The organism is Stutzerimonas stutzeri, from assembly GCF_013522825.1.
Lineage (GTDB): Bacteria > Pseudomonadota > Gammaproteobacteria > Pseudomonadales > Pseudomonadaceae > Stutzerimonas > Stutzerimonas stutzeri_AK.
Window position 1 is genome coordinate 54087 of the sequence record NZ_JAAMQZ010000021.1, and the last position, 24064, is coordinate 78150.

The 24064-nt window shown below is 62.0% G+C and carries 25 protein-coding genes; 14 read left to right on the forward strand and 11 right to left on the reverse strand.

The genetic code is table 11. The features are described from left to right. Window positions 1-88: 88 nt before the first annotated feature. The 7 genes from mreC to tldD all read left to right on the forward strand — a co-directional run bounded on the left by mreC (window position 89) and on the right by tldD (window position 10542). Window positions 89-1057 carry a rod shape-determining protein MreC gene (gene mreC / locus G7020_RS14260; RefSeq protein WP_336509721.1) on the forward strand — a complete coding sequence of 323 codons (969 nt, stop codon included), beginning with the start codon at window positions 89-91 and terminating at the stop codon, window positions 1055-1057. Further along, window positions 1054-1542: a rod shape-determining protein MreD gene (gene mreD / locus G7020_RS14265; protein ID WP_181085545.1), complete on the forward strand. Its 489-nt coding sequence runs from the start codon at window positions 1054-1056 to the stop codon at window positions 1540-1542. The genes mreC and mreD overlap by 4 nt, the downstream gene beginning before the upstream one ends. A 152-nt stretch (window positions 1543-1694) precedes the next feature. Continuing rightward, window positions 1695-2840, forward strand: a complete 1146-nt coding sequence (locus G7020_RS14270) for a PEGA domain-containing protein (protein WP_181085547.1) — start codon at window positions 1695-1697, stop codon at window positions 2838-2840. Window positions 2841-2980: 140 nt separating this feature from the next. Continuing rightward, window positions 2981-3574 carry a Maf family protein gene (locus tag G7020_RS14275; RefSeq protein WP_181085549.1) on the forward strand — a complete coding sequence of 198 codons (594 nt, stop codon included), beginning with the start codon at window positions 2981-2983 and terminating at the stop codon, window positions 3572-3574. Between the two features lie 75 nt (window positions 3575-3649). Beyond that, complete coding sequence (rng, locus tag G7020_RS14280; protein WP_181085551.1) at window positions 3650-5107, forward strand: ribonuclease G; 1458 nt, start codon at window positions 3650-3652, stop codon at window positions 5105-5107. Window positions 5108-5144: 37 nt separating this feature from the next. Continuing rightward, entirely contained in the window at window positions 5145-8945 is a 3801-nt protein-coding gene (locus tag G7020_RS14285) for a YhdP family protein (RefSeq protein WP_181085553.1), read from the forward strand. A 154-nt stretch (window positions 8946-9099) separates the two neighbouring features. Further along, a complete protein-coding gene (gene tldD, locus G7020_RS14290) occupies window positions 9100-10542 on the forward strand; it encodes a metalloprotease TldD (RefSeq protein ID WP_181085555.1) in 1443 nt (480 codons plus the stop codon). 88 nt (window positions 10543-10630) lie between these two features. On the opposite strand, the gene yjgA is transcribed toward tldD, so the two are convergent. Next, window positions 10631-11152, reverse strand: a complete 522-nt coding sequence (gene yjgA / locus G7020_RS14295) for a ribosome biogenesis factor YjgA (protein ID WP_181085557.1) — start codon at window positions 11150-11152, stop codon at window positions 10631-10633. Between the two features lie 105 nt (window positions 11153-11257). On the opposite strand from yjgA, the gene pmbA reads away from it, so the two are divergent. After that, a complete protein-coding gene (pmbA, locus tag G7020_RS14300) occupies window positions 11258-12604 on the forward strand; it encodes a metalloprotease PmbA (RefSeq protein ID WP_181085558.1) in 1347 nt (448 codons plus the stop codon). 261 nt (window positions 12605-12865) lie between these two features. On the opposite strand, the gene G7020_RS14305 is transcribed toward pmbA, so the two are convergent. The 10 genes from G7020_RS14305 to G7020_RS14350 form a co-directional block, all read right to left on the reverse strand. Then, window positions 12866-13138, reverse strand: a complete 273-nt coding sequence (locus G7020_RS14305) for an HPr family phosphocarrier protein (RefSeq protein ID WP_181085560.1) — start codon at window positions 13136-13138, stop codon at window positions 12866-12868. Between the two features lie 8 nt (window positions 13139-13146). Then, window positions 13147-14004, reverse strand: coding sequence for an RNase adapter RapZ (rapZ, locus tag G7020_RS14310; RefSeq protein ID WP_181085603.1), 858 nt, complete (start codon window positions 14002-14004; stop codon window positions 13147-13149). A 129-nt stretch (window positions 14005-14133) separates the two neighbouring features. Beyond that, a complete protein-coding gene (ptsN, locus tag G7020_RS14315) occupies window positions 14134-14598 on the reverse strand; it encodes a PTS IIA-like nitrogen regulatory protein PtsN (RefSeq protein ID WP_181085562.1) in 465 nt (154 codons plus the stop codon). Between the two features lie 3 nt (window positions 14599-14601). After that, window positions 14602-14910 (reverse strand): ribosome hibernation-promoting factor, HPF/YfiA family, encoded by a 309-nt coding sequence (gene hpf / locus G7020_RS14320; protein WP_181085564.1) that lies wholly within the window; start codon window positions 14908-14910, stop codon window positions 14602-14604. A gap of 95 nt (window positions 14911-15005) precedes the next feature. Beyond that, window positions 15006-16514 (reverse strand): RNA polymerase factor sigma-54, encoded by a 1509-nt coding sequence (locus G7020_RS14325; RefSeq protein WP_181085566.1) that lies wholly within the window; start codon window positions 16512-16514, stop codon window positions 15006-15008. Between the two features lie 288 nt (window positions 16515-16802). Then, window positions 16803-17528 (reverse strand): LPS export ABC transporter ATP-binding protein, encoded by a 726-nt coding sequence (lptB, locus tag G7020_RS14330; protein ID WP_181085567.1) that lies wholly within the window; start codon window positions 17526-17528, stop codon window positions 16803-16805. Then, window positions 17528-18091, reverse strand: a complete 564-nt coding sequence (gene lptA / locus G7020_RS14335) for a lipopolysaccharide transport periplasmic protein LptA (RefSeq protein ID WP_181085570.1) — start codon at window positions 18089-18091, stop codon at window positions 17528-17530. The genes lptB and lptA overlap by 1 nt, the downstream gene beginning before the upstream one ends. Next, entirely contained in the window at window positions 18078-18650 is a 573-nt protein-coding gene (lptC, locus tag G7020_RS14340) for an LPS export ABC transporter periplasmic protein LptC (protein ID WP_181085572.1), read from the reverse strand. The genes lptA and lptC overlap by 14 nt, the downstream gene beginning before the upstream one ends. Before the next feature lie 8 nt (window positions 18651-18658). Beyond that, window positions 18659-19180, reverse strand: coding sequence for a KdsC family phosphatase (locus tag G7020_RS14345; protein WP_181085573.1), 522 nt, complete (start codon window positions 19178-19180; stop codon window positions 18659-18661). Beyond that, window positions 19181-20161 (reverse strand): KpsF/GutQ family sugar-phosphate isomerase, encoded by a 981-nt coding sequence (locus tag G7020_RS14350; RefSeq protein WP_181085575.1) that lies wholly within the window; start codon window positions 20159-20161, stop codon window positions 19181-19183. A 251-nt stretch (window positions 20162-20412) separates the two neighbouring features. Between G7020_RS14350 and G7020_RS14355 the strand changes: the two genes are divergently transcribed. Genes G7020_RS14355 through G7020_RS14380 form a run of 6 tightly spaced genes read left to right on the forward strand, consistent with a single transcriptional unit; the run spans window position 20413 to window position 23970 of the window. Further along, on the forward strand, window positions 20413-21228 hold the full coding sequence (locus G7020_RS14355) for an ABC transporter ATP-binding protein (RefSeq protein ID WP_181085577.1): 816 nt from the start codon (window positions 20413-20415) through the stop codon (window positions 21226-21228). Beyond that, on the forward strand, window positions 21221-22018 hold the full coding sequence (gene mlaE / locus G7020_RS14360; RefSeq protein WP_181085579.1) for a lipid asymmetry maintenance ABC transporter permease subunit MlaE: 798 nt from the start codon (window positions 21221-21223) through the stop codon (window positions 22016-22018). Before G7020_RS14355 ends, mlaE begins: the two co-directional genes overlap by 8 nt. Continuing rightward, entirely contained in the window at window positions 22018-22476 is a 459-nt protein-coding gene (mlaD, locus tag G7020_RS14365) for an outer membrane lipid asymmetry maintenance protein MlaD (protein ID WP_181085581.1), read from the forward strand. The genes mlaE and mlaD overlap by 1 nt, the downstream gene beginning before the upstream one ends. 27 nt (window positions 22477-22503) lie before the next feature. Then, the gene (locus tag G7020_RS14370) at window positions 22504-23154 is read left to right on the forward strand and encodes an MlaC/ttg2D family ABC transporter substrate-binding protein (RefSeq protein WP_181085583.1); all 651 of its coding nucleotides are present in this window, start codon (window positions 22504-22506) and stop codon (window positions 23152-23154) included. Continuing rightward, a complete protein-coding gene (locus tag G7020_RS14375) occupies window positions 23147-23488 on the forward strand; it encodes an STAS domain-containing protein (protein WP_181085585.1) in 342 nt (113 codons plus the stop codon). Before G7020_RS14370 ends, G7020_RS14375 begins: the two co-directional genes overlap by 8 nt. Beyond that, window positions 23488-23970, forward strand: a complete 483-nt coding sequence (locus G7020_RS14380) for a phosphate-starvation-inducible protein PsiE (RefSeq protein ID WP_181085587.1) — start codon at window positions 23488-23490, stop codon at window positions 23968-23970. The genes G7020_RS14375 and G7020_RS14380 overlap by 1 nt, the downstream gene beginning before the upstream one ends. Window positions 23971-24064: the final 94 nt, after the last annotated feature.

Consider the following 24064-nt stretch of genomic DNA (forward strand, 5'->3'; position numbering starts at 1 on the left):
CAGGTTCCAAGTGCAAGCCGAAAGCGGGGTCGGACCTGCTCTCGGCTTGTTGCGTTAAGTTGAAGCCTGCCACTGCGAGGATTCGCCGATCAAACCGCTATTTGCCAAGGGACCCATGCTCGGAGTGCGCCTGCTGGTGCTTTCCGTGGTCTGTGTCGTGCTGATGGTGGTGGATGCTCGCTTCGATACGCTCAAGCCGGTGCGTAGTCAGATGGGGTTGGTGCTGACGCCCTTCTACTGGCTGGCCGATCTGCCGGTGCGCACCTGGCAGCGGGCCACCGAACAGCTCAGCAGCAGCACCAGCCTGGCGGCTGAAAACGAAAAGCTCAAGGCCGAAGCGCTGCTGATGCAGCGACGCCTGCAGAAGCTGGCCATGTTGACCGAGCAGAACGTGCGTTTGCGCGAGCTGCTCAACTCCGCCGCTCTGGTCGATGACAAGGTGATCGTCGGCGAGCTGATCGGCCTCGATCCCAACCCCTTTACGCATCGCATCCTGATCGACAAGGGCGCACAGGATGGTGTGTTCGTCGGCCAGCCGGTGCTCGATGCCAGCGGGTTGATGGGCCAGGTCGTCGAAGTGATGCCATACGCCGCCAGGGTCCTGCTGCTTACGGATGTCACCCACAGCATCCCGGTGCAGGTCAATCGCAATGGCCTGCGTGCGATTGCCGTGGGCACCGGCAGCCCCGATTATCTCGAGCTGCGCCATGTCGCCGAGACGGCCGATATCAAGGAAGGGGACCTTCTGGTCAGTTCCGGCCTGGGACAGCGTTTCCCCAGTGGCTATCCGGTCGCCCAGGTCACTGAAGTGGTGCGTGGCTCAGGGCAGCCATTTTCCATCGTTCGCGCAACGCCCACGGCGATGCTCAACCGCAGTCGCTACCTGCTGCTGGTCTTCAGCGATTCGCGCACGCCCGAGGAGCGCGCCACGGATGCCGCCGAAGCGCAGGTCACGGCGGATCGCGAAGCAGCGCATGCACAGCCCGATCCGGCTGCACCCGTAGCTGAGCCGGAAACGCCGGCAACCCCTCCGGCGAACACGGAGTCGCGACCATGAACAGCGGGCGCACGAACAACAGCTGGGTCATCTGGCTGACACTGATGGTCGCGCTGCTGCTTTCCATTGCCCCCATGCCGTACAGCACCGGGCTGGGGCGCCCGCTCTGGCTGGCCATGGTCATTGCGTACTGGGCGATTGCCTTGCCGCATCGGGGAGCGATGGCAGCGGCGTTCGTCTGCAGCCTGGTGCTCGATGTGCTTTCCGGCACGTTGCTGGGACAGAACGGACTGCCGCTGATTCTGATCACCTTCCTTGTGCTCAGCCTGCAGCAGCGTCTGCGCATGTTTCCCCTGATGCAGCAGAGCCTGGTGCTGATGGTGATCTTCGGCATCGGGCAGCTGGTGCAGTTGTGGCTCAATACGCTGACAGGCAATCGCCCGCCGACCCTGTTGTTCCTGGTGCCTGTGCCTGTTAGCGCCTTGCTCTGGCCCTGGATGTTCATCGCCTTGCAGTGGATGCGACGCCGCTTCAACGTTTATTGAGCGCTGCGTGCGTCATCGGGCCGCGTCGCTTGTGTCCTTGTGCCGTCAGGCCTTTTCTGAAATTATCCACACTTTTAATAGCTAAAGGCCACATAGGCCTGAAACTTATAATTAGAACTATCAACGCTAAGCACAATACGGACGAATGGGTTATGGATACGGGCGTTTCGAGTTATTCCAAGCCGAGAAGAGTGTTCATTGGGGCGAAGGCGATGCTGGCGGGGGCCGGCTTCTTCGGTGCACTGGTCATGGCGCTTTTGGTGGGCAGTGATTATTCCCAGGCTGACAGCGCTGGCGTATCGGGCAAGGGCGCCGAACCCCAGATTGCGCCACTGAGCAGGGCGGCCCAGGCCGGCGGCGAGCAGTTCGAGCACTCCGATCAGTTGACGGCCAAGATTGCCGAACTCGACGCCATCCTGGCCGAGAAGCAGCGTCTTGAAGATGCCTTGCGCGTCGAGAAGAGCGCACAAAGCGCAGCCGCTCTGCAGTCGAGCAATGCCAAGAAGCTGATCCGCATGGAGCTGGAAGATTTCTTCGCGCAGAGCAGCAATCGCGAGCGCCTCGATACGTTGCTTGCAGATTACAAACGCAGTGCTGATGAAGAGCAGGCGGCGCTGCAGCGCGTGCAGTCGGTGGAGAAGGATCTGAGTGCCAAGCAGCTGAGCTTCTCCCAGGCGGCCAGGGACGTGGAGCGCCTCAAGGCGCAGCTGGCTTCCGAAGTACGCAAGCGCAACAGCAAGAAGATCCAGTCGATTGCCCGGCGTCTGGACAAGACCCTCTATTTCAACGAGTCGGTTTCGTTCCGCTGCTCGACCACCAAGAGCCTGGCCGCCTGCCTGGCTGGTTACGAGCACGATGGACGGATGTCGCAGTGGGTGCTCGACCACTATGAGAGGGTCCTTGGCGAAGACATCCGTGATCAGGTCGAGGAACTGAAACTCAGCCCCAGCTGGTATGGCTATCGCACCAAGACCGAGTTCTCCGAGGCAAGCATGAGCATGGATGGCACCGTCACTGCCCAGATGAGCATCCAGGCCAACGTGACCGCCAAGAAGATGATGGCCTGCGCGATTCTCGATGTGCCCTATGAAATGTGCGACAGCAAGACTCATTCGCTTATCGTGCGCAGCAACAAGTACAACGATCAGGTGCTGATCAATGAGCAGCCACAGGGCTCGACGCCCATTTCACTGATGCTCGACAGTGGTGTTTACGAGGTCCAGGTCACCTCAGGTGGTGTGACACAAAAGCGCACCCTGTCGCTCAAGGGCGATCAGGTCGTCAACTTCAAGTTCTGAACTGACCGGGCTGGCGTGCCCCGCACGTCGGCTTTCGGGCACTGCCCGAATATGCGAACCTGCCTCGTACCTTAGGGTCTGTTGACGTTTAGTCGCAATCCGCGAACGAAATGGCAACAGACCTTAAACAAGGATCAGGCATGCCCGCATTGTTTCTCGCCTCCGCGTCGCCCAGACGCCGTGAATTGCTGACCCAGATCGGCGTTCGCTTTACCCTTCTTCCCGTTTCCATCGACGAGACGCCGCATGCGGCTGAAGCGCCCGACACCTACGTTCAGCGTCTGGCGCGGGAAAAGGCGCTGGCCGGGCTGTCGCACATTGAAGAGCCCGCGGCCTGCGTGCTGGGCGCCGATACCTCGGTGGTGCTGGACGGGCGCATTCTCGGTAAGCCGGTCGACAAGGCCGATGCCCTGGCGATGCTGCAGGCGCTGTCCGGGCGTGAACATCAGGTGCTGACCGCCGTGGCGCTGGCCAGCGAGGCCGGCTGCGTGGTGCGCCTGGTCGGCAGCCGGGTGCAGTTCCGCGCGATCACGGCTGATGAAGCCGAACGCTACTGGGCCAGCGGCGAGCCGCAAGACAAGGCGGGCGGCTACGCCATTCAGGGTCTGGGCGCGGTATTCGTCAGCGGCCTGCAGGGCAGCTATTCCGGGGTGGTCGGCCTGCCTCTGGGCGAAACGGCACAGCTACTTGCTGCTTTTGGAATTCCCTTCTGGGCAACAGACACCTGTGCTTGAGCGTTCAAGTCGTTAGAATCGAGCTCATCTGTCAGCTTCGGCTGTTTCGTATCACGCCACAGGCCGAGAACAATAATGAGCGAAGAGATTCTGATGAACATCACCCCCATGGAGTCTCGGGTGGCGGTGGTGGAGAACGGTGTCCTGCAGGAGGTGCATGTCGAACGCACCCAGCGTCGTGGCATCGTCGGCAATATCTACAAGGGCAAGGTGGTGCGGGTACTGCCGGGCATGCAGGCGGCGTTCGTCGATATCGGGCTGGAGCGCGCCGCCTTTATCCATGCTTCGGAAATTTCTGCGCGTGAAGGCAATGCCGTCGAGCCCATCAGCGCGCTGGTCCATGAAGGCCAGGCGCTGGTGGTGCAGGTGACCAAGGACCCCATCGGCACCAAGGGCGCGCGGCTGACCACGCAGCTGTCGATTCCCTCGCGCTACCTGGTCTATATGCCCAGAACCAGCCACGTCGGGATTTCCCTGCGTATCGAGGACGAGGCCGAGCGCGAGCGCCTCAAGCAGGTGGTGGCCGAGTGCATTGCCGCCGAGGGCATCAGGGAAGTCGGCGGATTCATCCTGCGCACGGCGGCTGAGGGCGCTGGCAGCGATGAAATTCTCATGGATATCCGCTATCTGCGCCGGCTCTGGGAGCAGATCGCCGAGCAGATGAAGAGCGCCGGTGCGCCGACCATGATCTATGAAGACCTGTCGTTGGCGATGCGCACCCTGCGCGACCTGATCAATCCGCGTATCGAGAAGATCCGCATCGATTCGCGAGAGAATTTCCAGAAGGTCAGCCAGTTCGTCGACGAATTGATGCCTGAGCTGAGCGAGCATCTGGAGCATTATCCAGGCGAGCGACCGATTTTCGATCTGTACAGCGTCGAGGATGAGATCCAGAAAGCGCTCGGTCGCAAGGTGATGCTCAAGTCCGGTGGCTACCTGATCATCGATCCTGCCGAGGCGATGACCACAATCGACGTCAACACCGGGGCTTTCGTCGGTCATCGCACGCTTGAGGAAACCATCTTCAAGACCAATCTCGAATCCGCCACGGCCATCGCCCGGCAGTTGCGCCTGCGCAATATCGGCGGAATCATCATCATCGACTTCATCGACATGGCGGACGAGGAGCACCGGCGTCAGGTGCTGCGTACCCTGGAAAAGCAGCTGGAGCGCGACCACGCCAAGACCAACATCATCGGCATCACCGAGCTGGGGCTGGTGCAGATGACGCGCAAGCGCACCCGCGAGAGCCTCGAACAGGTGCTCTGCGAGCCGTGCATGTGCTGCCAGGGGCGCGGCAAGCTGAAAACGCCGGAAACGGTCTGTTACGAAATCTTCCGCGAGATCCTGCGCGAAGCCCGTGCCTACCAGCCTGAAGGCTATCGCGTGCTGGCCAACCAGAAAGTCATCGACCGCCTGCTCGACGAGGAGTCGGGCAATGTGGCCGACCTTGAGAGCTTTATCGGGCGCTCGATCAAGTTCCAGGTCGAGACCATGTACTCGCAGGAACAGTATGACGTGGTGCTGCTCTGAACCGACGCCTGCCTGGCGATGACCGGAGCGCGTGTCCGTGAGCCGGCTTTCATCGCTTTTCCTCGACGTCCTGCGTCGCAGTTTCTGGCTGGCTGCGGTCGGCCTGATGCTGGCGGCCCTGTACGTCAGTCTCGGGCGTCAGTTGATGCCACTGGTGGCCGAGTATCGTCTTGAAGTGCAGGACAAGGCGCGTGAGTGGCTGGCCATGCCACTCAGCCTCGGGCGTCTGGAAGGTCGCTGGAGTGGCTTCGCGCCGCGGCTGCTGGCCCACGATGTGGTGCTGGGCGAAGGGGGAGCGGCGATGCGTCTGGACCGTCTGGCGCTGGAGCCTGATATAGCCGCCAGCCTCTGGGCCCGCCAGTTGCACTTCAGGTCGGTGGAGCTTTCCGGGATTCACCTGAGCCTGGTACAGGATGCCGATGGACAATGGCGTGTCGAGGGCTTTCCCCAGCAGGACAAACAAGCGACCGATCCACTGGAAAACATCGCCGAACTGCAGCGGATCGGTCGGCTATCGCTGCTCGATAGCCAAGTCACCTTCGAAGCGCATGGCGAAGCGCCGCTGACCCTGACCTACGCCAACCTGGAGCTGCGCAGCCTCGATCAGCGCTTGCAGCTGAGCGGCAGCCTGGTACTGCCCGACGGTCAGCCGCTGAGCCTGAATGCCCAGGCGCGGATCGATGCCGATGACTGGCGCGACAGCGCGGCGCGGCTGTATCTCAGGTTGCCGCAAAGCGACTGGGCAGCCTGGTTGCCCGAGAAGCTGACGGGCGACTGGAACCTGGAGCGCCTGCATGCCGGTGGTGATATCTGGCTCGACTGGCGCGAGCGGGGCCTGACGCGTGGCGTCGCCCGCCTGGTCGCGACGACGCTTGAAGTCGGGCAAGCGCAGTCCGAGCTTGTGCGGATCGAGGATCTGGCGATAAATGCCTATCTCGACCGCGCCGCCGAAGGCTATCGGCTGCAGCTCGACGACCTGGCCTTCAGGCTCGATGAAACCCGCTGGAGCGATACCGCGCTGGTGCTGCAGCAGGATGCCGCCCATGATCACTGGCGGTTGCAGGTCGATCATCTGCCTGTCGCGCCGCTGGCTGCGCTGATCCAGGCCCTGGCGCCCATGCCCGAGGTCGCCGGCGAATACCTGCAGGGGCTGGCGCCGCGTGGAACGCTGCGCAATGTCCAGCTCGACTATCGTGCGGCGGCGCCGTTGGCCGAGCGTCTGGCGTTCGTCGCCAATCTCGACAGGGCGAGTATCGACGCTTATCACTGGATTCCGGCTGCGCGCAATGTCAGTGGCCTGGTGCGAGGCAATCTTGGCGGCGGCGAGCTGCGCTTCGACAGCCGGGATTTCAGCCTGCATCTGGCCGAGCTGTTTCCGCGTGCGTGGGACTATCGGCGCAGCCGTGGCAGCCTCGTCTGGACGCTGGATGAGCAGGCCTTCACCTTGGTTGCGCCTTATCTGCAGGTCGAAGGCGAGGAAGGCCGGATCGCCGGTGATTTCCTGATCCGTCTGATGCGCGATCCCGAGGCCGAAGACTATATGGATCTGCGAGTCGGGATCAGCGATGGCGATGCGCGCCATACGGAAAAATACCTGCCGACCCGCTCGCCGGCGATGAGCCCGGCGCTGAGCGAGTGGCTGACGGCGGCGATTCGCGATGGCTTCGTCGAGCAGGGCTATTTCCAGTATCAGGGTTCGCTGAGCAAGGCGGCCAGCAATACGGCACGCAGCCTGAGCCTGTACTTCAAGGTCAGGGACGCCGAGTTCGCCTTCCAGCCGGGCTGGCCGGCCCTGCGCGAAGGATGCGGCGAGGTGCTGATCGAGGATGACCGGGTGCGGGTGCGTCTCGCCGAGGGGCGCATGCTCGACAGCCGCGTGCATGATGTCCTGGCGCAGATCCCGCTCGGCCAGGGGGAGCAGCCGCTGCGGCTGGCCATCGACGGGCAGGTCGAGGCGGGCCTGAGGGATGCGCTGACCCTGATGCAGGTCGCGCCTATCGGTACCGCCGGGCTGTTTGCCGGATGGCGGGGCGAAGGGCCATTGAACGGCTCGCTCAAGCTGGATATTCCGCTGGCAGGCACTGAACAGCCGAAGGTCGTGGTGGATTTTTCCAGCGCTGATGCGTCGCTGTTCATCGCCCAGGCCGATCTGCAACTCGACGCCCTGAGTGGTGACTTTCGCTATGACAGCGAGCGCGGCCTCAGCGCTTCCGCCATCCGTGCCCGTGCACTGGGCAGTCAGGTCACGGGCAAGGCCAGCGCCATCGGCGCTCCGGGCAAGCCGGTCAGCCGTATCGAGGCGGGCGGCGTGGTGCCGCTGGCGCAGCTCAAGATCTGGCAGAAGATCGAGCAGCCCTTGCCGGCCTCGGGCGAGGTGCCGTTCCAGTTGAGCCTGACGCTGGATGGCGCTGACAACCGCCTGCAGATCGACTCGTCTTTGCTGGGAACGGCGCTGTTGCTGCCGGCGCCCTTCGCCAAGGCCGCAGGAGAGCGACGTGACACCACCCTGCGCATGACCCTGGGCGGCGAGCGCCGGCAGTACACGCTCAAGCACGGTGCGTTGGCGGCGCTGACCTTCAATACGCCGGCCAATCGCTGGGCCGAAGGGGGCGGTGAGCTGGTCCTGGGTGGCGCTGCGGCGAACCTGCGCAGCGATCAGGGCCTGCGCGTGCGCGGACGCCTGCCGCGCGTCGATCTGAGAGAGTGGCAGGCGCTGCTGGCCGAATACACCTCGCCCGCGCAGGGTCAGCAGGCAACCTCGTTGCTGCGCCGCGTGCAGCTTGATATCGGTGTCTTTGAAGGCCTGGGAACCCAGGTCGACAACCTTGCGCTGCATTTGCGCCGGCTGTCGAGCGCCTGGGCGCTGGGGCTGGACAGCCGGATCGTCGCCGGCAACGTCCATTTGCCTGATGCCGAGGGCGAACCCATCGTGCTGAAGCTGGCGCATCTGCGCTTTCCGGCAGCCGAGCCGGCGCAGCCAGACGTGCCACGCGAGGACCCGCTGGCAGGCATCGATCCGCGCAGCCTGCCGCCAATGGATATCACCGTGAACCAGGTGCTGCAGGGTGAGCAGCCGCTGGGCGCCTGGTCGCTGAAGATGCGTCCGCGCGGCGACGGGGTTGAGTTCTCGGAGCTGGATCTGGGGCTGAAGGGGCTCCAGCTCGCCGGCACGGGTGGCTGGAACGCATCGCGCAGCTGGTACAAGGGTCGGCTGGAAGGCGACAATCTGGCCGACGTGCTGCTTGCCTGGGGCTTTGCGCCCTCGACCACGAGTGAGCGTTTCCATCTGGATGCGGATGCCAACTGGTCCGGGTCGCCGGCGTTCTTCAGTCTGCAGCGCTTGTCCGGTCGTCTCGACGCCCGGTTGCGCAACGGCCAGTTTCGAGAGGTCGAAGGCAGCGCACAGGCATTGCGGGTGTTTGGCCTGCTCAATTTCGATTCCATCGGGCGGCGGCTGCGGCTGGACTTTTCCGATCTGTTCGGCAAGGGGTTGAGCTACGATCAGGTCAAGGGCGAGCTGATCGCTACCGAGGGTATTTTCGTGACGAAAGGCCCCGTCACGATGACCGGGCCGTCGAGCAATCTGGAACTCGACGGCACGCTGGATATGGTCAATGACCGGATCGACGCCAAGCTGCTGGTGACCCTGCCGGTGAGCAATAACCTGCCGTTGGCCGCGCTGATCGTGGGTGCCCCGGCCATCGGTGGCGCGCTGTTCGTGGTCGACAAGCTGCTGGGTGACAAGGTCGCCCGCTTCGCCAGCGTTCAGTACAAGGTCGAAGGACCTTGGCAATCGCCGAAGATCACCTTCGACAAGCCCTTTGAAAAACCTAACTGAGCCGTTTGGAGCTTGATGGTGGACGTAAGGGAGCTGTCCCTTATCATGTAGCGTCTGCAATGAACCTGATCCAGGGTCTTCGTCGCCCGCGCATACCGGTGCAGCGCACCGTCGTTTTCCGTACCGTGCTGGGCACGGCCCGTCTGGAGTGAATATGAGTGAACTGCTGTTACCTGTCACTGAGCGCCTGCTGACACCGGGCGGGCTGACCCTCGATGATCTGCCGGGGCTGCTCGGCGAGCTGGCCGGTCCCGGTATCGATGCGGCGGATCTGTATTTTCAGGATCAGGTGAGCGAAACCTGGGTGCTGGAGGATGGCATCGTCAAGGAAGGCGGTTTTCATATCGAGCAGGGTGTCGGCGTGCGGGCACTGTCCGGCGAGAAAACCGGATTCGCCTACAGCAACGCAATTACCGCCGAGGCTTTGCGACAGGCCGCGCAGGCGGCTCGCTCGATTGCCCGCAGTGGGCAGCAGGGGCGGGTCGAGGTGTTGTCGAAGGCGGCGTTCGCGCCGCTTTATGGCCGGGACAATCCGCTGGATGGCCTGGGCCGTGCGGAGAAGGTCGAGCTGCTCAAGCGTATCGATGTCGCCACGCGCGCGCTGGACCCTCGCATCAAACAGGTCACGGTGAGCCTGGCCGGTGTCTGGGAGCATGTTCTGGTGGCTGGGCTGGATGGCGGCATGGCGGCGGATATACGTCCGCTGGTGCGCTTCAACGTCAGCGTCATCGTCGAGCAGAACGGTCGCCGCGAGCGCGGCGGGCAGGGCGGCGGTGGGCGCAGCGGATACGATTATTTCCTCAGTGAAGACCGCGCCATGGGTTATGCCCGCGAAGCGCTGCGCCAGGCCCTGGTGAATCTGGATGCCGTGGCGGCACCGGCCGGCACCCTGCCGGTGGTATTGGGGCCGGGCTGGTCCGGGGTGCTGCTGCATGAGGCGGTCGGGCATGGCCTGGAGGGCGATTTCAACCGCAAGGGCAGTTCGGCCTATAGCGGGCGTATCGGCCAGCAGGTCGCCTCGCCGCTGTGCACCATCGTCGATGACGGTACTTTGGCCGGTCGCCGGGGTTCGCTCAGTGTCGATGACGAGGGCACGCCAACCCAGTGCACCACGCTGATCGAGAACGGAATACTCAAGGGCTACATCCAGGACAAACTCAATGCCCGGCTGATGGGCGTGGCGCCGACCGGCAATGGCCGGCGCGAGTCCTACGCCCATCTGCCCATGCCGCGCATGACCAATACCTACATGCTGGCCGGTGCGAGCGATCCGGAGGAAATCATCCGTTCGGTGAAGAAGGGCATCTATTGCGCCAGCCTCGGCGGTGGCCAGGTGGATATCACCAGCGGCAAGTTCGTCTTCTCCACCAGCGAGGCCTATCTGATCGAAGACGGCAGGATTACCGCGCCGGTGAAGGGCGCGACCCTGATCGGCAACGGCCCGGAGGTGATGAACAAGGTATCGATGGTCGGCACCGATCTGGAACTGGACAGCGGTGTCGGCACCTGCGGCAAGGATGGCCAGTCGGTGCCGGTCGGGGTCGGTCAGCCGACGCTGAAGATCGACGGGATTACGGTGGGGGGAACCGGAGCCTGAAGACCGATAAGAGCGCTGGAGGCTGTACGAAGGCGAGTAGCTTTACGTCCAGCCTCAAGCTTCTAGCGTTTTTGTCGGCTTTTCGCTTTTAACGCAGCCCACGCTGGGTTTCGTCCAGCTCCCGGATGTATTTGAAGATTTTGCGACTGGCGGCCGGTGGTTTGTTGCGGGCCGCTTCGTGCTGGGCATGGCGGATCAGGCTGCGCAGATGCTGGCGGTCGGTTTCGGGGTAGTCGAGGACGAAGGTTTCCAGGGTTTCATCGTTGCCGGCAATCAGGCGGTCACGCCAGCGTTCTAGTGCATGGAAGCGTTCGTTGTACTGGCGGGTGGAGGCGTCGAGCTGATCGACCAGAGCCAATATGGCCTCGACATCCTGGGCGCGCATGAGCTTGCCGATGTATTGCAGATGGCGCTTTTGCGCGATGTGCGCCGTGTGTTTCGGAGCATCGGCCAGCGCCTTGCGCAGGGCATCGGTCAGCGGCAAGCGGTCGAGGACGTCGGGCTTGAGCGTGGTGAGGCGCGCGCCAAGATCCTGCAGCGCATGCAGTTCACGCTTGACCTGGGTTTTGCTTTTTTCCTCGAAGCCATCGAGATCGGAAATATCAGACATGGGGCAGGTCCAGTAGGAGATGCCGCCATGATAACAGTAGCCTTGATGCCGGCGCAGTCGGCTCGGCGGGCGCATCTTGAACGAGTCAGTGGTGTGGAGTGCGTTATGAGTGAAGTTGAGGGGATCGGCCCGCAGGCATTGCCGGCATTGCGTGAACAGGTTGCGCGCATCATCGAGGAGGCGGGCAGGCAGGGCGCCAGTGCCTGCGAAGTGTCCGTCTCGATGGAGCAGGGACTGTCGACGAGTGTTCGCCGGCGCGAAGTCGAAACCGTCGAATTCAATCGCGATCAGGGTTTCGGCATCACGCTCTATGTCGGCCAGCGCAAGGGTTCGGCGAGCACCACCGGCAGCGGCGGGGATGCGATTCGGGAAACCGTGGCGGCAGCCCTGGCGATCGCCAGGCACGCTTCGGAAGATGAATTCGCCGGACTTGCCGATCCGGTCCTGATGGCCACGGAGGTGGTTGACCTGGACCTGTATCACCCTTGGGACATTTCTCCGGACGAGGCCGTGGAGTTGGCGCTCGGCTGCGAAGCCGCCGCCTTCGCTGCGGACAAGCGCATTCTCAATGCCGACGGGACCACGTTGAGCACCCACCGGGGCTGTCGTGGCTATGGCAACAGCAACGGCTTTATCGGCGCTCATTGCAGCAGCCGACACAGCCTGAGCTGTGTGATGATCGCCGAGTCCGAAGGGCAGATGCAGCGCGACTATCACTATGACGTCAGCCGTATCGCCAGCGAACTGGCGGCCCCGGAGGCGATTGGCCGGCGTGCTGCGGAGCGTGCCGTACGGCGCCTGGGCGCCCGTCCCGTGCCGACCTGCGATGTACCGGTGCTGTTTTCGTCGGAGCTGGCGACCGGTCTGTTCGGCCACTTTCTCTCCGCCATTTCCGGCGCGAATCTCTATCGCAAGTCGTCCTATCTGGAAGGCGCGCTGGGGCAAACGCTGTTTCCCGAGTGGCTGAGCCTGGATGAGCGTCCGCATTTGCCGCGGGGGCTGGCCAGCGCGGCCTATGACGGCGATGGTCTGGCAACCTACGCCAAGCCTTTCGTCGAGAACGGCAAGCTCGTGTCCTACGTGTTGGGTACCTATTCAGGGCGCAAGCTGGGCATGCCCAGCACGGCCAATGCCGGCGGCGTGCACAACCTGTTCGTCAGTCACGGTGATGAGGACCAGGCAGCCCTGGTCCGCCGGATGGGGCGTGGCTTGCTGGTCACGGAGCTGATGGGGCAGGGGCTGAATCTGGTGACTGGCGACTATTCGCGTGGCGCCGGCGGCTTCTGGGTGGAAAACGGCGAAATCCAGTTCCCGGTCCAGGAAGTCACCATTGCCGGCAACCTGCGCGACATGTTCAGGCAGATCGTCGCGGTGGGTTGCGATACCGAGACGCGCAGCAGCATTCGCACCGGGTCGGTGCTGATCGAGCGGATGAAGGTGGCGGGGCGGTAAGGCGGAAAGCCGATAAAAGCGCTTGAGGCTGGAAAGCTGGACGCAAGCTACTGAAGCTGGCAGCGGCTTTTCTTCGTCCAGCCTCCAGCGCCGTTACCGGCTTTTGACTTCCAGCTGTAGGTCGGGTCACGCTTCACCGACCCGACGAGCGGACGATCAGGCGCGATAGATGCTGAGCTGTTATGTCGGATAACCGGATTGGGCCTGTGAATCGTCGGATTACGCCTTCGGCTAATTCGACCTACATTCTTGCAACCGCCTTTACTCCCCTTCTTCGAAGTAGTCCTCGATCAGGGCAATCAGGGCCTTGAGGGCTTCTTCTTCCTGCTGGCCTTCGGTCTGCAGGTGCAGATTGGTGCCCTTGCTGGCGGCGAGCATCATCACGGCCATGATGCTTTTGCCGTTGATCAGGCTGGCCGGCCCGTGCCCGACGCGGATATCGCAGGGAAACTGGTTGGCGACGCCGACGAACTTGGCTGCCGCGCGGGCATGCAGGCCCAGCTTGTTGATGATGGTGATTTCGCAGGAGGGCATGTCGGTTCCTAGGCCAGGTCGCGGTGGCGGACCTGGACGTTTTTCAAGGGCTCGCGCAATGCCCGGCAAAGCCGTTCGGCCAGGTAGACCGAGCGATGATGGCCGCCCGTACAGCCAATGGCTACTGTGACATAGGCGCGGTTGCTGGCGGCGAATCGGGGGAGCCATTTGTTCAGATAGCCGAAGATGTCCTGAAACATTTCTTCGACATCGCCCTGGGTGTCCAGATAGTCGATGACGGATTGATCCAGTCCCGAAAAGTCCCGCAGCTCAGCTCTCCAGTAAGGGTTTGGCAGGCAGCGGACATCGAAGACCAGATCGGCGTCCACCGGCATGCCACGCTTGAATCCGAAGGACTCGAAGAGGAAGGCGGTGCCGGGCTCCGGCTTGTTCAGCAGGCGCAGCTTCAGCGAATCGCGCAGCTGGTAAAGATTGAGGTTGGTGGTGTCGATTTTCAGATCGGCCTGATCGATGATCGGCGCCAGCAATAATTCTTCATCACGTATGGCTTCGGCCAGGGAGCGTTTCTCATTGGTCAGGGGGTGTCGTCGGCGTGTTTCCGAGAAGCGCTTGAGCAGCGTCTCGTCGGCTGCGTCCAGGTAGAGCACGTCACACTGGATATGCCGGGCGCGGGCCTCCTCTAGTAGCTCAGGAAAGCGCTTGAGTTGACTCGGCAGATTGCGTGCGTCGATGGAGACCGCCACCTGCGGTTGCAGCAGTTCGGTATGCAACAGGGCTTTTTCCGCCAGCTCCGGCAGCAGCCCGGCAGGGAGGTTGTCGATGCAATAGAAGCCATTGTCTTCGAGAACGTCGAGAGCCGTGCTTTTACCTGAACCGGAGCGCCCGCTGACAATGATCAGGCGCATGGCAGCGAAGTATCCAACAGTGTTGGGCATCGGCGTTGCGAACCTTGCTGCTGGCAGCAGTGGCGCGAAATTCGTGAGGGACTGATTGCGGACACGTCTCGCTCCCTGGTTGCGGGTCATCCGGCCTGTTTAGTGGCCGTGCTGGATATCGACCACTGCCTGATACAGCTCCTGGCCGGTTGCGACGTTGCGCAGCCGCTCACGGACTTCTTCCTGGTCCAGCATGCTGGCAATCTGGCGAAGCAGTTCGAGGTGCTCGTCGGTCGCGGCTTCCGGTACCAGAAGCACGAACAGCAGATCGACCGGGGCGCCATCGATGGCATCGAAATCCACCGGCGCGTCGAGTCGCAGCACCGCACTGAGCGGCGTCGTGCAGCCGGGCATCCGGCAGTGCGGTATGGCGATGCCATTGCCGAAACCGGTGGAGCCGAGCTTTTCGCGTGCAACGAAGCTTTCGAAAATATTCTGTGTGTCGAGATCGGGAAGGTCCTGGCCGATCACCTTGGCGATCTGTTCCAGGACGCGTTTCTTGCTGCCGCCCGGTACGTTCACGAGTGAACGTCCGGGGGCGAGGATGTTTTCGAGTCGGATCATGGGTCAGCGAGCCACGGCACCCTGGTTATGGTCGAGTTGTTTCTCTTTGTGCTTGATCAACTGTCGGTCGAGCTTGTCGGCGAGCAGGTCTATCGCAGCGTACATGTCTTCGTGTTCGGCATTGGCGACTACTTCGCGACCAGCGATATGCATGGTGGCTTCGGCTTTCTGCTTCAGTTTTTCAACCTGCAGAACGACCTGGATATCGATGATGCGATCGAAATGCCTTTCCAGCCGCTGCAGTTTCTCATCGATATAGTCACGCAGTGCTTCGGTTACTTCCAGATGAAGGCCGGTGATCTTGACTTGCATACTGCTTCTCCTTGTTGCTTCGGGCGAATTGACGGGCCTGGAGCCCGTCACCGGAAGAAATCGGCCAGGTCGCCTGGTTTCTAGCAAACCTGTCTTTACAACAATCGCTTGCGCTCGCTGGATGGCGCAATGCCCAAGGATTCCCGGTATTTGGCGACGGTTCGGCGTGCCACCTGAATACCCTGCTCTTCAAGTAGACCAGCGATCTTGCTGTCACTCAATGGCTTTTTGGGGTTTTCCGCCGCCACCAGCTTCTTGATGATCGCGCGAATGGCGGTGGATGAGCACTCGCCTCCTTCGGCGGTGCTGACGTGGCTCGAGAAAAAGTATTTCAGCTCGTAGATGCCACGCGGCGTATGCATGTATTTCTGGGTGGTGACGCGGGAAATGGTCGATTCATGCATGCCCACCACTTCGGCAATGTCGTGCAAAACCAGCGGCTTCATCGCCTCGTCACCGTGCTCGAGAAAGCCGCGCTGGTGTTCGACGATCTGGGTGGCGACCTTCATCAGTGTCTCGTTGCGGCTGAGCAGGCTCTTGATGAACCAGCGTGCTTCCTGCAGCTGATTGCGCATGAAGGTGTTGTCGGCGCTGGAGTCGGCGCGCTTGACGAAGCCTGCATACTGGGCGTTCACCCGCAGGCGCGGCATCGCGTCCTGGTTCAGTTCGACCAGCCAGCGGTTGTTGTCTTTGCGCACGATCACGTCGGGAACGATGTATTCCGGTTCGCTCGTTTCGATCTGCGAGCCGGGGCGCGGGTTGAGTGACTGGATCAGGTCGATGACCTGACGCAGTTCGTCTTCCTTGAGCTTCATGCGCCGCAGCAGCAGGCTGTAGTCGCGGCTGCCGAGCAGGTCCAGATGCTCGCCAACCAGGCGCGTGGCTTCGCTCAGCCAGGCGGTGTGCTCGGGTAACTGGCGCAATTGCAGCAGCAGGCACTCGCGCAGGTCGCGTGCGCCTATGCCGGCGGGCTCGAATTGCTGGATGCGGTGCAGCACCACCTCGATTTCGTCGAGCTCGATCTCCAGTTCGGGATCGAAGGACTCCAGCACTTCTTCGAGGCTCTCATCCAGGTAGCCCTGGGGGTTGATGCAGTCGATCAGGGTGGTGGCGATGAGTCGGTCGGTGTCGCTCATCGGTGCCAGGTTGAGTTGCCAGAGCAGATGGGTCTGCAGGCTCTCGCCCGATGAGGTGCGGGTGGTGAAGTCCCATTCGTCGTCATCATTGCTGGGCAGGCTGCTGGCGCTGGTCTGGTAGATGTCTTCCCAGGCGGTGTCTACCGGCAGCTCGTTGGGAATGCGCTCGCCCCAATCGCCTTCATCGAAATTTTCCACCGTATTGATGGGTTCTTCGTACGGGCTGTCCGGGCTGCCGTGCTCGGCTGGGGTGTTCTCGGTTTTCTTGTCGAGTGCCTCGGCCATCGGATCGGGATTGTCGAAGTCGTCCCCGTCTTCTTCGCGTTCGAGCATGGGATTGGAGTCCAGCGCTTCCTGGATCTCCTGCTGGAGGTCGAGGGTCGAGAGCTGGAGCAGTCGTATGGCTTGTTGCAGCTGCGGTGTCATCGTCAGCTGCTGGCCCATCTTCAGGACTAGCGATGCTTTCATTGCAGAGGACTTCGAACCTTGTGTGCCGGCGCAACCGCGCCTGTTCCGACTTCGCTGGCGCTGCCGCGCCGGTGTAAGCAAATTATATGCCTGAAGAGGAAGCGGTTGGCTAGCCCTGAATGGTCCTGTCGGGTGAAAGGCGAACTGGCAGGCCGTTGAAAAACTACCTGCGTTGGCAATACTTCGTTAAAAAACAGCCTCAGAATGCTCATTTAGACAACTAAACTCCGCTTCTTCGGCTGTTTTTGCCTCATCTTGCCTGCCTCGCCTACATTTTTCAACGGCCTGCTACAGGCGGAATTCATGCCCCAGATAGACTTCCTTGACCAGCTGGTTGTCAAGGATGGTCTGTGCATCGCCTTCGGCGATCAGCTGGCCGTCGTTGACGATGTAGGCCGTTTCGCAGATGTCCAGCGTCTCGCGCACGTTGTGATCGGTGATCAGCACGCCGATGCCCTTGGCCTTGAGGTGGTGAATGATCTGCTTGATGTCGCCGACCGAGATCGGATCGACACCGGCGAAAGGCTCGTCGAGCAGGATGAACTTGGGCGCGGTGGCCAGCGCGCGGGCGATTTCGACGCGACGTCGTTCGCCGCCGGAGAGGCTCATGCCGAGGCTGTCACGGATATGGCTGATGTGGAATTCCTGCAGCAGCCCTTCGAGGGCCTGCTGACGACCGCTGCGATCCAGATCCTTGCGGGTTTCGAGGATGGCCATGATGTTGTCGGCAACCGACAGCTTGCGGAAGATCGAGGCCTCCTGCGGCAGGTAACCGATACCGGCACGTGCGCGACCATGCATGGGCAGGTGGGTGACATCCTGCTCGTCGATCAGCACGCGGCCCTGATCGGCTTTCACCAGTCCGACGATCATGTAGAAGCAGGTGGTCTTGCCGGCACCGTTGGGGCCGAGCAGGCCGACGATCTGCCCGCTTTCGATGGACAGGCTGACGTCGCGCACCACCTGGCGGCTCTTGTAGCTTTTGGCCAGATGCTGGGCCTTGAGGGTTGCCATTACTCGCTCTGCTCCGCAGCCGGTGCTTCTGTGGTGGAGGCTTCCTTCTTGCGCGGCTGGATGACCATGTCCACGCGCGGGCGCGGGCTGGTCACGTCGATGTTGGTGGCGCGACCGGCGTTGACGATCTGGCGCTGGGTGTCATAGACGATCTTCTCGCCCTCGAAGGTGTTGCCTTCCTGAATGACCTTGGCCTGATCGATGAGGATGATGCGTTCGTTGGCGGCGAAATACTGGATGGTCAGGCCGTAAGCCTGGACGATTTCCTTGTCCAGCGCCGGCTTCTGCTCGTAGTAGGCCGGTTTGCCGATGGAGGTGAAGACCTCGACATCGCCGTTGGCGTCCTGGGTGATGGTCACCGTATCGCCGGTGATCTTCATCGTGCCCTGGGTGATGACCACGTCGCCGCGATACACCGCGACGCCTTGGCGGTCGTCCAGTTCGGCAGTATCTGCCTGGATGCGGATCGGCTGGTTGCGATCTTCAGGAAGGGCGTGGGCGTTGCTGCCGAGCAGGAAAATGCTCAAGCCGAGCAGAAATGGGAAAGTCTTAACGCAGCTCATGCTGGCCTCTTACGTTGGATAGCAGGAGCATCCTGCCTTCATTCAGATACGCTTTCATGCCCGTGGCGGTGGTCACGCCGTTTGCGGCGACGATTCTAACGGGTTGGCGGGTCTCGGCATAATCCTTGTCGGGGAGTACCGTCATCCGGCTGGTGGTGAGGATGGTCGGGCGGCCCTTGGCGTCGGTGCGCTCGATCCGGACGTTGTCGATCAGCTCGACGTCCTCGCCTTGCGGGCCGACTTCGCCGCGCTCGCTGGTGATATGCCACGGCAGCTCGGTGCCGCGGTAGGATTGCAGATCGGGGCGGGTCAGCAGGCTGATGTCGCTGGCCTTGATGTGTTCCAGTTTTTCCGCGGTCAACTCGTAGTTGCGCTTACCGTCGGGTTGGTACTGCACCGTTCGAGAGTTGATCACATAGAAATCGATTGGCGACTCCTCGGTGGAAGTCATGCCCGGTTGCTGCATGAAGCTTTCCGGGCGGATGTTCCAGTAGCCGACCGCAGCCAGCAGCAGGGCGATCAGCAGCAGGATGGCGGGAAGGCGGACTTTGCTCAGCATCGAAACCTCTAGAGATAGGCGGACTGGGCGGCTTCGAGGCTGCCCTGGGCGCGCATGATCAGCTCGCAGAACTCACGCGCCGCACCCTCGCCGCCCCGGGCGCTGGTAACGCCGTGTGCATGCTGGCGGACGAAGGCGTCGGCGCTGGCCACGGCCATGCCCAGGCCGACCCGGCGAATCACCGGCAGATCCGGCAGGTCGTCGCCGAGGTAAGCCACTTCAGCGTAGTCGAGCCCCAGCTCGGCGAGCAGTTCATCGAGTACCACCAGCTTGTCTTCGCGGCCCTGATAAAGATGCTGGATGCCCAGGTTCTGCGCCCGACGCTCGACCACTGGGGTCTTGCGTCCGCTGATGATCGCGGTGCGTACGCCGGAATTGATCAGCATCTTGATGCCGTGGCCGTCCAGCGTATTGAAGGTCTTGAATTCGCTGCCGTCGACCAGAAAGTACAGCTTGCCGTCGGTCAGCACGCCGTCCACATCGAATATGGCCAGGCGGATATCACGGGCTCGTCGCAGGAGATCATTCATTCATATCACTCCCGCACGCAGCAGGTCGTGCATGTTCAGGGCGCCGACCGGGCGGTCATTGCCGTCCACCACGACCAGCGAGTTGATCTTGTTGTCTTCCATGATCTTCAGGGCCTCGGCAGCGAGCATCTCGGCATTGGCGGTCTTGCCGCGTACGGTCATGACCTGGTCGATGCTGGCCTGGCGCACGTCGATGCCCTTGTCCAGAGTGCGACGCAGGTCGCCGTCGGTGAAAATGCCGGCCAGGCTGCCATCGTCCGCGATGACTACTGTCATGCCTAGGCCTTTCTGGGTCATTTCCAGCAGCGCATCGCGCAGTGAGGTGCCGCATTTCACGCGTGGCAGGCGGTCGCCGGAATGCATCACGTTCTCGACCTTGAGCAGCAGGCGCCGACCCAGCGCTCCGCCCGGATGGGAGAAAGCGAAATCCTCGGCAGTGAATCCGCGTGCTTCGAGCAGGGAGATGGCCAGCGCATCACCGAGGACCAGGCTGGCCGTGGTGGATGAGGTCGGGGCGAGATTCAGTGGGCAGGCCTCGGTGGCGACGCCGGCATCGAGGTTGACGGCTGCCGAGCGCGCAAGCAGCGACTGAGGGTTGCCGGTCATGCTGATCAGGGTGATGCCCAGGCGCTTGATCAGCGGCAGCAGCGTGACGATTTCGTGGGTGGTGCCGGAATTGGACAGGGCGAGCACGACATCGTCCTGGGTGATCATGCCCATGTCGCCATGGCTGGCTTCGGCCGGGTGCACGAAGAACGCTGGCGTGCCGGTGCTGGCCAGGGTGGCGGCGATCTTGCGACCGATATGACCGGACTTGCCCATGCCGACCACGACCACGCGGCCCTTGCACTGGAGAATGAGCTCGCAAGCCCTGACGAACCGCTCATCGATGCGCACCTTGAGTTGCTCGACCGCTTCGATTTCCATGCCGATGGTGCGCAGGGCGGTTTCGATCAGCTGGCTGCTCTGGCTCATGTTCACATCTTCGCCTGAATGAAAGCGCGAGATTATAACGGCAATCCCGCGGCTGCTCATGGAAAAGCTGCGGTCTTTTGTCTGCGGTTTAACTGAACACTGGCTGAACGAACGATGTGATTCATGCGTCGACACAGTCATGCGCTTTGGAGGCCTTTGGCGCGATGCTATAGTTCGCGCCCGAAAACGGTCGCGTGTGAAGTATCCCCGGAGTGCCGGTGGACGTCTGATCCGCAGGCTGTATCCAAGGAGAACCGATGAGCGTTGCCAGCGGCTACGCTGTCGAGCTGAAGAATCTGACCTTCAAGCGCGGCGAGCGAAGCATTTTCAATAACGTCGATATTGCCATTCCGCGCGGCAAGGTGACGGCCATCATGGGCCCGTCCGGCTGTGGCAAGACGACTCTGTTGCGCCTGATTGCCGCCCAGCTCAAACCGGCCAGCGGTGAAGTCTGGGTGGCGGGTACCAATTTGCCGACCCTGTCGCGGCGAGAGCTGTTCGACATGCGCAAGCAGATGGGCGTGCTGTTCCAGAGCGGCGCGTTGTTCACCGACCTCGATGTTTTCGAGAACGTCGCCTTTCCGTTGCGTGTTCACACCAAGCTGCCTGAAGAAATGATCCGCGACATCGTTCTGATGAAGCTGCAGGCCGTAGGGCTGCGCGGTGCCATCGAACTGATGCCCGACGAGCTGTCCGGCGGCATGAAGCGGCGCGTGGCGCTGGCGCGGGCGATTGCGCTGGACCCGCAGATTCTCATGTACGACGAGCCCTTTGCCGGTCAGGATCCCATCGCCATGGGCGTGCTGGTGAAACTGATCCGTCTGCTCAACGATGCGCTGGGCATCACCAGCATCGTGGTTTCCCATGACCTGGCCGAAACCTCCAGCATTGCCGATTACATTTATGTGGTCGGTGACGGGCAGGTGCTGGGCCAGGGTACGCCGAGCGAGCTGCGCGATTCCGCCAATCCGCGTATCCAGCAGTTCATGCGGGGCGCGGCGGACGGACCGGTGCCTTTCCATTTTCCCGCGCCGGCCTATGCCGAGGATCTGTTGCGAGGTCCCGATGCGTAAAGTGTCCCTTGTCGAACGGGTCCGCAGGGTTGGCGAGGCCGGAATGAACGTGGTCGCCGCGCAGGGGCGCGCGACGCTGTTTCTGTTCCATGCCCTGTTTGGCCGCAGCGGGCTGGATAATCGCTTTGCCCTGCTGGTCAGGCAGCTGTACTCCGTTGGCGTGCTGTCCCTGGCGATCGTGGTGGTTTCGGGGATTTTCATCGGCATGGTGCTGGCGCTGCAGGGCTACAGCATTCTCAGCAGCTACGGTTCCGAGCAGGCGGTGGGGCAGATGGTTGCGCTGACGCTGTTGCGTGAGCTGGGGCCGGTGGTGACGGCGCTGCTGTTCGCCGGGCGCGCCGGTTCGGCTCTGGCTGCCGAGATCGGCAACATGAAGTCCACCGAGCAGCTCTCCAGCCTGGAGATGATCGGCGTCGATCCGCTCAAATACATCATCGCGCCGCGTCTCTGGGCCGGCTTCATTTCGCTGCCGCTGCTGACCGTGATCTTCAACGTCGTGGGCATCTGGGGCGGCGCCATGGTGGCGGTGGACTGGCTGGGCGTCTATGAGGGCTCGTTCTGGGCCAACATGCAGAACAGCGTCAGCTTTACCTCGGATGTGCTCAATGGCGTGATCAAGAGCCTGGTGTTTGCCGTCGTCGTCACCTGGATCGCGGTGTTCCAGGGCTACGACTGCGAGCCGACCTCCGAAGGAATCAGCCGCGCCACCACCCGGACCGTGGTCTACGCCTCGCTGGCGGTGCTCGGCCTCGACTTTATTCTGACCGCCTTGATGTTTGGAGATTTCTGATGCGTATCCGCACCCTGGAAATTGGTGTTGGGCTGTTCCTTCTGGCGGGCGTGCTGGCCTTGCTGCTGCTGTCGTTGCGCGTCAGCGGGCTGAGTGTGGGTAATGCCGATACCTACAGGCTTTACGCCTATTTCGACAATATTGCCGGTCTTACGGTCAGATCCAAGGTGACCATGGCAGGTGTGACCATCGGCAAGGTGACGGCCATCGACCTCGACCGGGAGAGCTACACCGGTCGTGTCACGCTGGAGATCCAGCAGGATGTCGATATCCTGCCGTTCGACTCCACGGCCTCGATCCTCACCGCCGGTCTGCTGGGCGAGAAATACATCGGCATCAGTGTGGGCGGGGATGAGGAAACCCTGGGCGATGGCGATACGATTCGCGATACGCAGTCTTCCCTGGTGCTGGAAGACCTGATCGGCAAATTTTTGCTCAATTCGGTAAACAGAGAGTGAGGGCCTGAACAGATGAGAAGCCTGAATATGATGACTGCCCTGCGTCGCGGCCTGTTGGTGTTGCTGGCGGCCCTGCCCATGCTGGCCCTGGCCGCACCGAGCGCCCATGAGGTGATCCAGAAGACCACTGACGAGTTGCTGGCCGACCTCAAGGCCAACAAGGACCAGTACCGCCAGGATCCGAATGCCTTCTACGCATCGCTCAACGACATCCTCGGCCCGGTGGTGGATGCCGAAGGCATTTCCCGTAGCATCATGACGGTGAAATATTCGCGCAACGCCAGCGCCGAGCAGATGAACCGCTTTCAGGAGAGCTTCAAGCGCAGCCTCATGCAGTTCTACGGCAACGCCTTGCTGGAATACAACAACCAGCAGATCCGCGTGCTGCCGGCCAGCGGCAGGCAGGATGCCGAGCGCACCAGCGTCGGCATGGAAGTGACCGGTCGCCAGGGCGAGATCTATCCGGTGTCCTACACCATGGTCAACCAGGACGGTGAATGGCTGGTGCGCAACGTGATCATCAATGGCATCAACATCGGCAAGCTGTTCCGCGACCAGTTCGCCGACTCCATGCAAAGAAACAATGGTGACCTGGACAGGACCATCGCTGGCTGGGGCGAGGTCGTCGCTCGGGCCAAGGACACCGAAGCCGGCCAGCAGGCGGCAGGCGATGACTGAGGGGCGCGTTGAGCGCGGCGCCGATGGCGTTCTGCGGCTTTCCGGCGTGCTCGACTACCTGTCCGGCCCGGCCTTGCGCCGGGAAGGGCAGGCGCTGATTCGCGCCGAGAAAAGCGGGCTGCTGCGGATCGATTGTTCGGCGGTGGAGAAGTCCAGCAGTGTCGGGCTTTCCCTGCTGCTGGCCTTCAGCCGTGATGCAATGGCGCTGGGGCGTGACGTGGCCATTACCGGCTTGCCCGAGGACATGCGGGAAATTGCCGCGGTCTCCGGCCTGCTGGAAGTGCTTTCGCTGGTGGATACTTTCGTCGATAGAGAAATGCAGGGAGCGGTCTGATGCTGTTGCGCCGGGCGGAAGCGATGCGTGTCAAGGTTCATTCGGTGGCCGAGTCGCTGGGTAACCTGTTTGTCGAAACCTTTCATTACCTGTCGCTGTTCGCCATCGGGGCGATCACGGCGTGGGCGGGGCTGGTGGCGTTTCTCGGCATGATCGAGAAGGGCAATATCACCGTCGACGATATCCTGCTGCTGTTCATCTACCTCGAACTGGGCGCGATGGTCGGGATCTATTTCAAGACCAACCACATGCCGGTTCGCTTCCTGATCTATGTGGCGATCACGGCCCTGACCCGGCTGTTGATTTCCGACGTGTCGCATCACCATCGCCCGGACATGGGCGTGGTCTATATTTCGGGTGCCATTCTGTTGCTGGCCGTGGCGATTCTGGTGGTGCGTTTTGCTTCCTCGCGGTTCCCGGCGGTGTCTGCCGGCAGTCGCCACCGGTTGCCGCGCGATAACGAAGCCGAAACGCTCGAATGATTCCCTTGTGTCCATCCCTGCGGGCTCGGGCTTCGCAGGCTTCGGGCTTTTTTGTATGATGTCCGGCTGTGCGCATCCGGCGCTGATCGAGGTT

Bases quoted from the DNA above. Each gene is read 5' to 3' on its own strand.
- tldD (WP_181085555.1), top strand. From the start codon at position 9,100: ATGAGTGAACTGCTGTTACCTGTCACTGAGCGCCTGCTGACACCGGGC.
- G7020_RS14305 (WP_181085560.1), bottom strand. From the start codon at position 13,138: ATGCCCTCCTGCGAAATCACCATCATCAACAAGCTGGGCCTGCATGCC.
- hpf (WP_181085564.1), bottom strand. From the start codon at position 14,910: ATGCAAGTCAAGATCACCGGCCTTCATCTGGAAGTAACCGAAGCACTG.
- mreD (WP_181085545.1), top strand. From the start codon at position 1,054: ATGAACAGCGGGCGCACGAACAACAGCTGGGTCATCTGGCTGACACTG.
- G7020_RS14380 (WP_181085587.1), top strand. From the start codon at position 23,488: ATGCTGTTGCGCCGGGCGGAAGCGATGCGTGTCAAGGTTCATTCGGTG.
- rng (WP_181085551.1), top strand. From the start codon at position 3,650: ATGAGCGAAGAGATTCTGATGAACATCACCCCCATGGAGTCTCGGGTG.
- lptB (WP_181085567.1), bottom strand. From the start codon at position 17,528: ATGGCAACCCTCAAGGCCCAGCATCTGGCCAAAAGCTACAAGAGCCGC.
- G7020_RS14325 (WP_181085566.1), bottom strand. From the start codon at position 16,514: ATGAAAGCATCGCTAGTCCTGAAGATGGGCCAGCAGCTGACGATGACA.
- G7020_RS14370 (WP_181085583.1), top strand. From the start codon at position 22,504: ATGATGACTGCCCTGCGTCGCGGCCTGTTGGTGTTGCTGGCGGCCCTG.
- mlaE (WP_181085579.1), top strand. From the start codon at position 21,221: ATGCGTAAAGTGTCCCTTGTCGAACGGGTCCGCAGGGTTGGCGAGGCC.
- G7020_RS14275 (WP_181085549.1), top strand. From the start codon at position 2,981: ATGCCCGCATTGTTTCTCGCCTCCGCGTCGCCCAGACGCCGTGAATTG.
- lptA (WP_181085570.1), bottom strand. From the start codon at position 18,091: ATGAGCTGCGTTAAGACTTTCCCATTTCTGCTCGGCTTGAGCATTTTC.
- rapZ (WP_181085603.1), bottom strand. From the start codon at position 14,004: ATGCGCCTGATCATTGTCAGCGGGCGCTCCGGTTCAGGTAAAAGCACG.
- mlaD (WP_181085581.1), top strand. From the start codon at position 22,018: ATGCGTATCCGCACCCTGGAAATTGGTGTTGGGCTGTTCCTTCTGGCG.
- G7020_RS14345 (WP_181085573.1), bottom strand. From the start codon at position 19,180: ATGAATGATCTCCTGCGACGAGCCCGTGATATCCGCCTGGCCATATTC.
- pmbA (WP_181085558.1), top strand. From the start codon at position 11,258: ATGAGTGAAGTTGAGGGGATCGGCCCGCAGGCATTGCCGGCATTGCGT.
- G7020_RS14375 (WP_181085585.1), top strand. From the start codon at position 23,147: ATGACTGAGGGGCGCGTTGAGCGCGGCGCCGATGGCGTTCTGCGGCTT.
- lptC (WP_181085572.1), bottom strand. From the start codon at position 18,650: ATGCTGAGCAAAGTCCGCCTTCCCGCCATCCTGCTGCTGATCGCCCTG.
- yjgA (WP_181085557.1), bottom strand. From the start codon at position 11,152: ATGTCTGATATTTCCGATCTCGATGGCTTCGAGGAAAAAAGCAAAACC.
- G7020_RS14355 (WP_181085577.1), top strand. From the start codon at position 20,413: ATGAGCGTTGCCAGCGGCTACGCTGTCGAGCTGAAGAATCTGACCTTC.
- G7020_RS14270 (WP_181085547.1), top strand. From the start codon at position 1,695: ATGGATACGGGCGTTTCGAGTTATTCCAAGCCGAGAAGAGTGTTCATT.
- ptsN (WP_181085562.1), bottom strand. From the start codon at position 14,598: ATGATCCGACTCGAAAACATCCTCGCCCCCGGACGTTCACTCGTGAAC.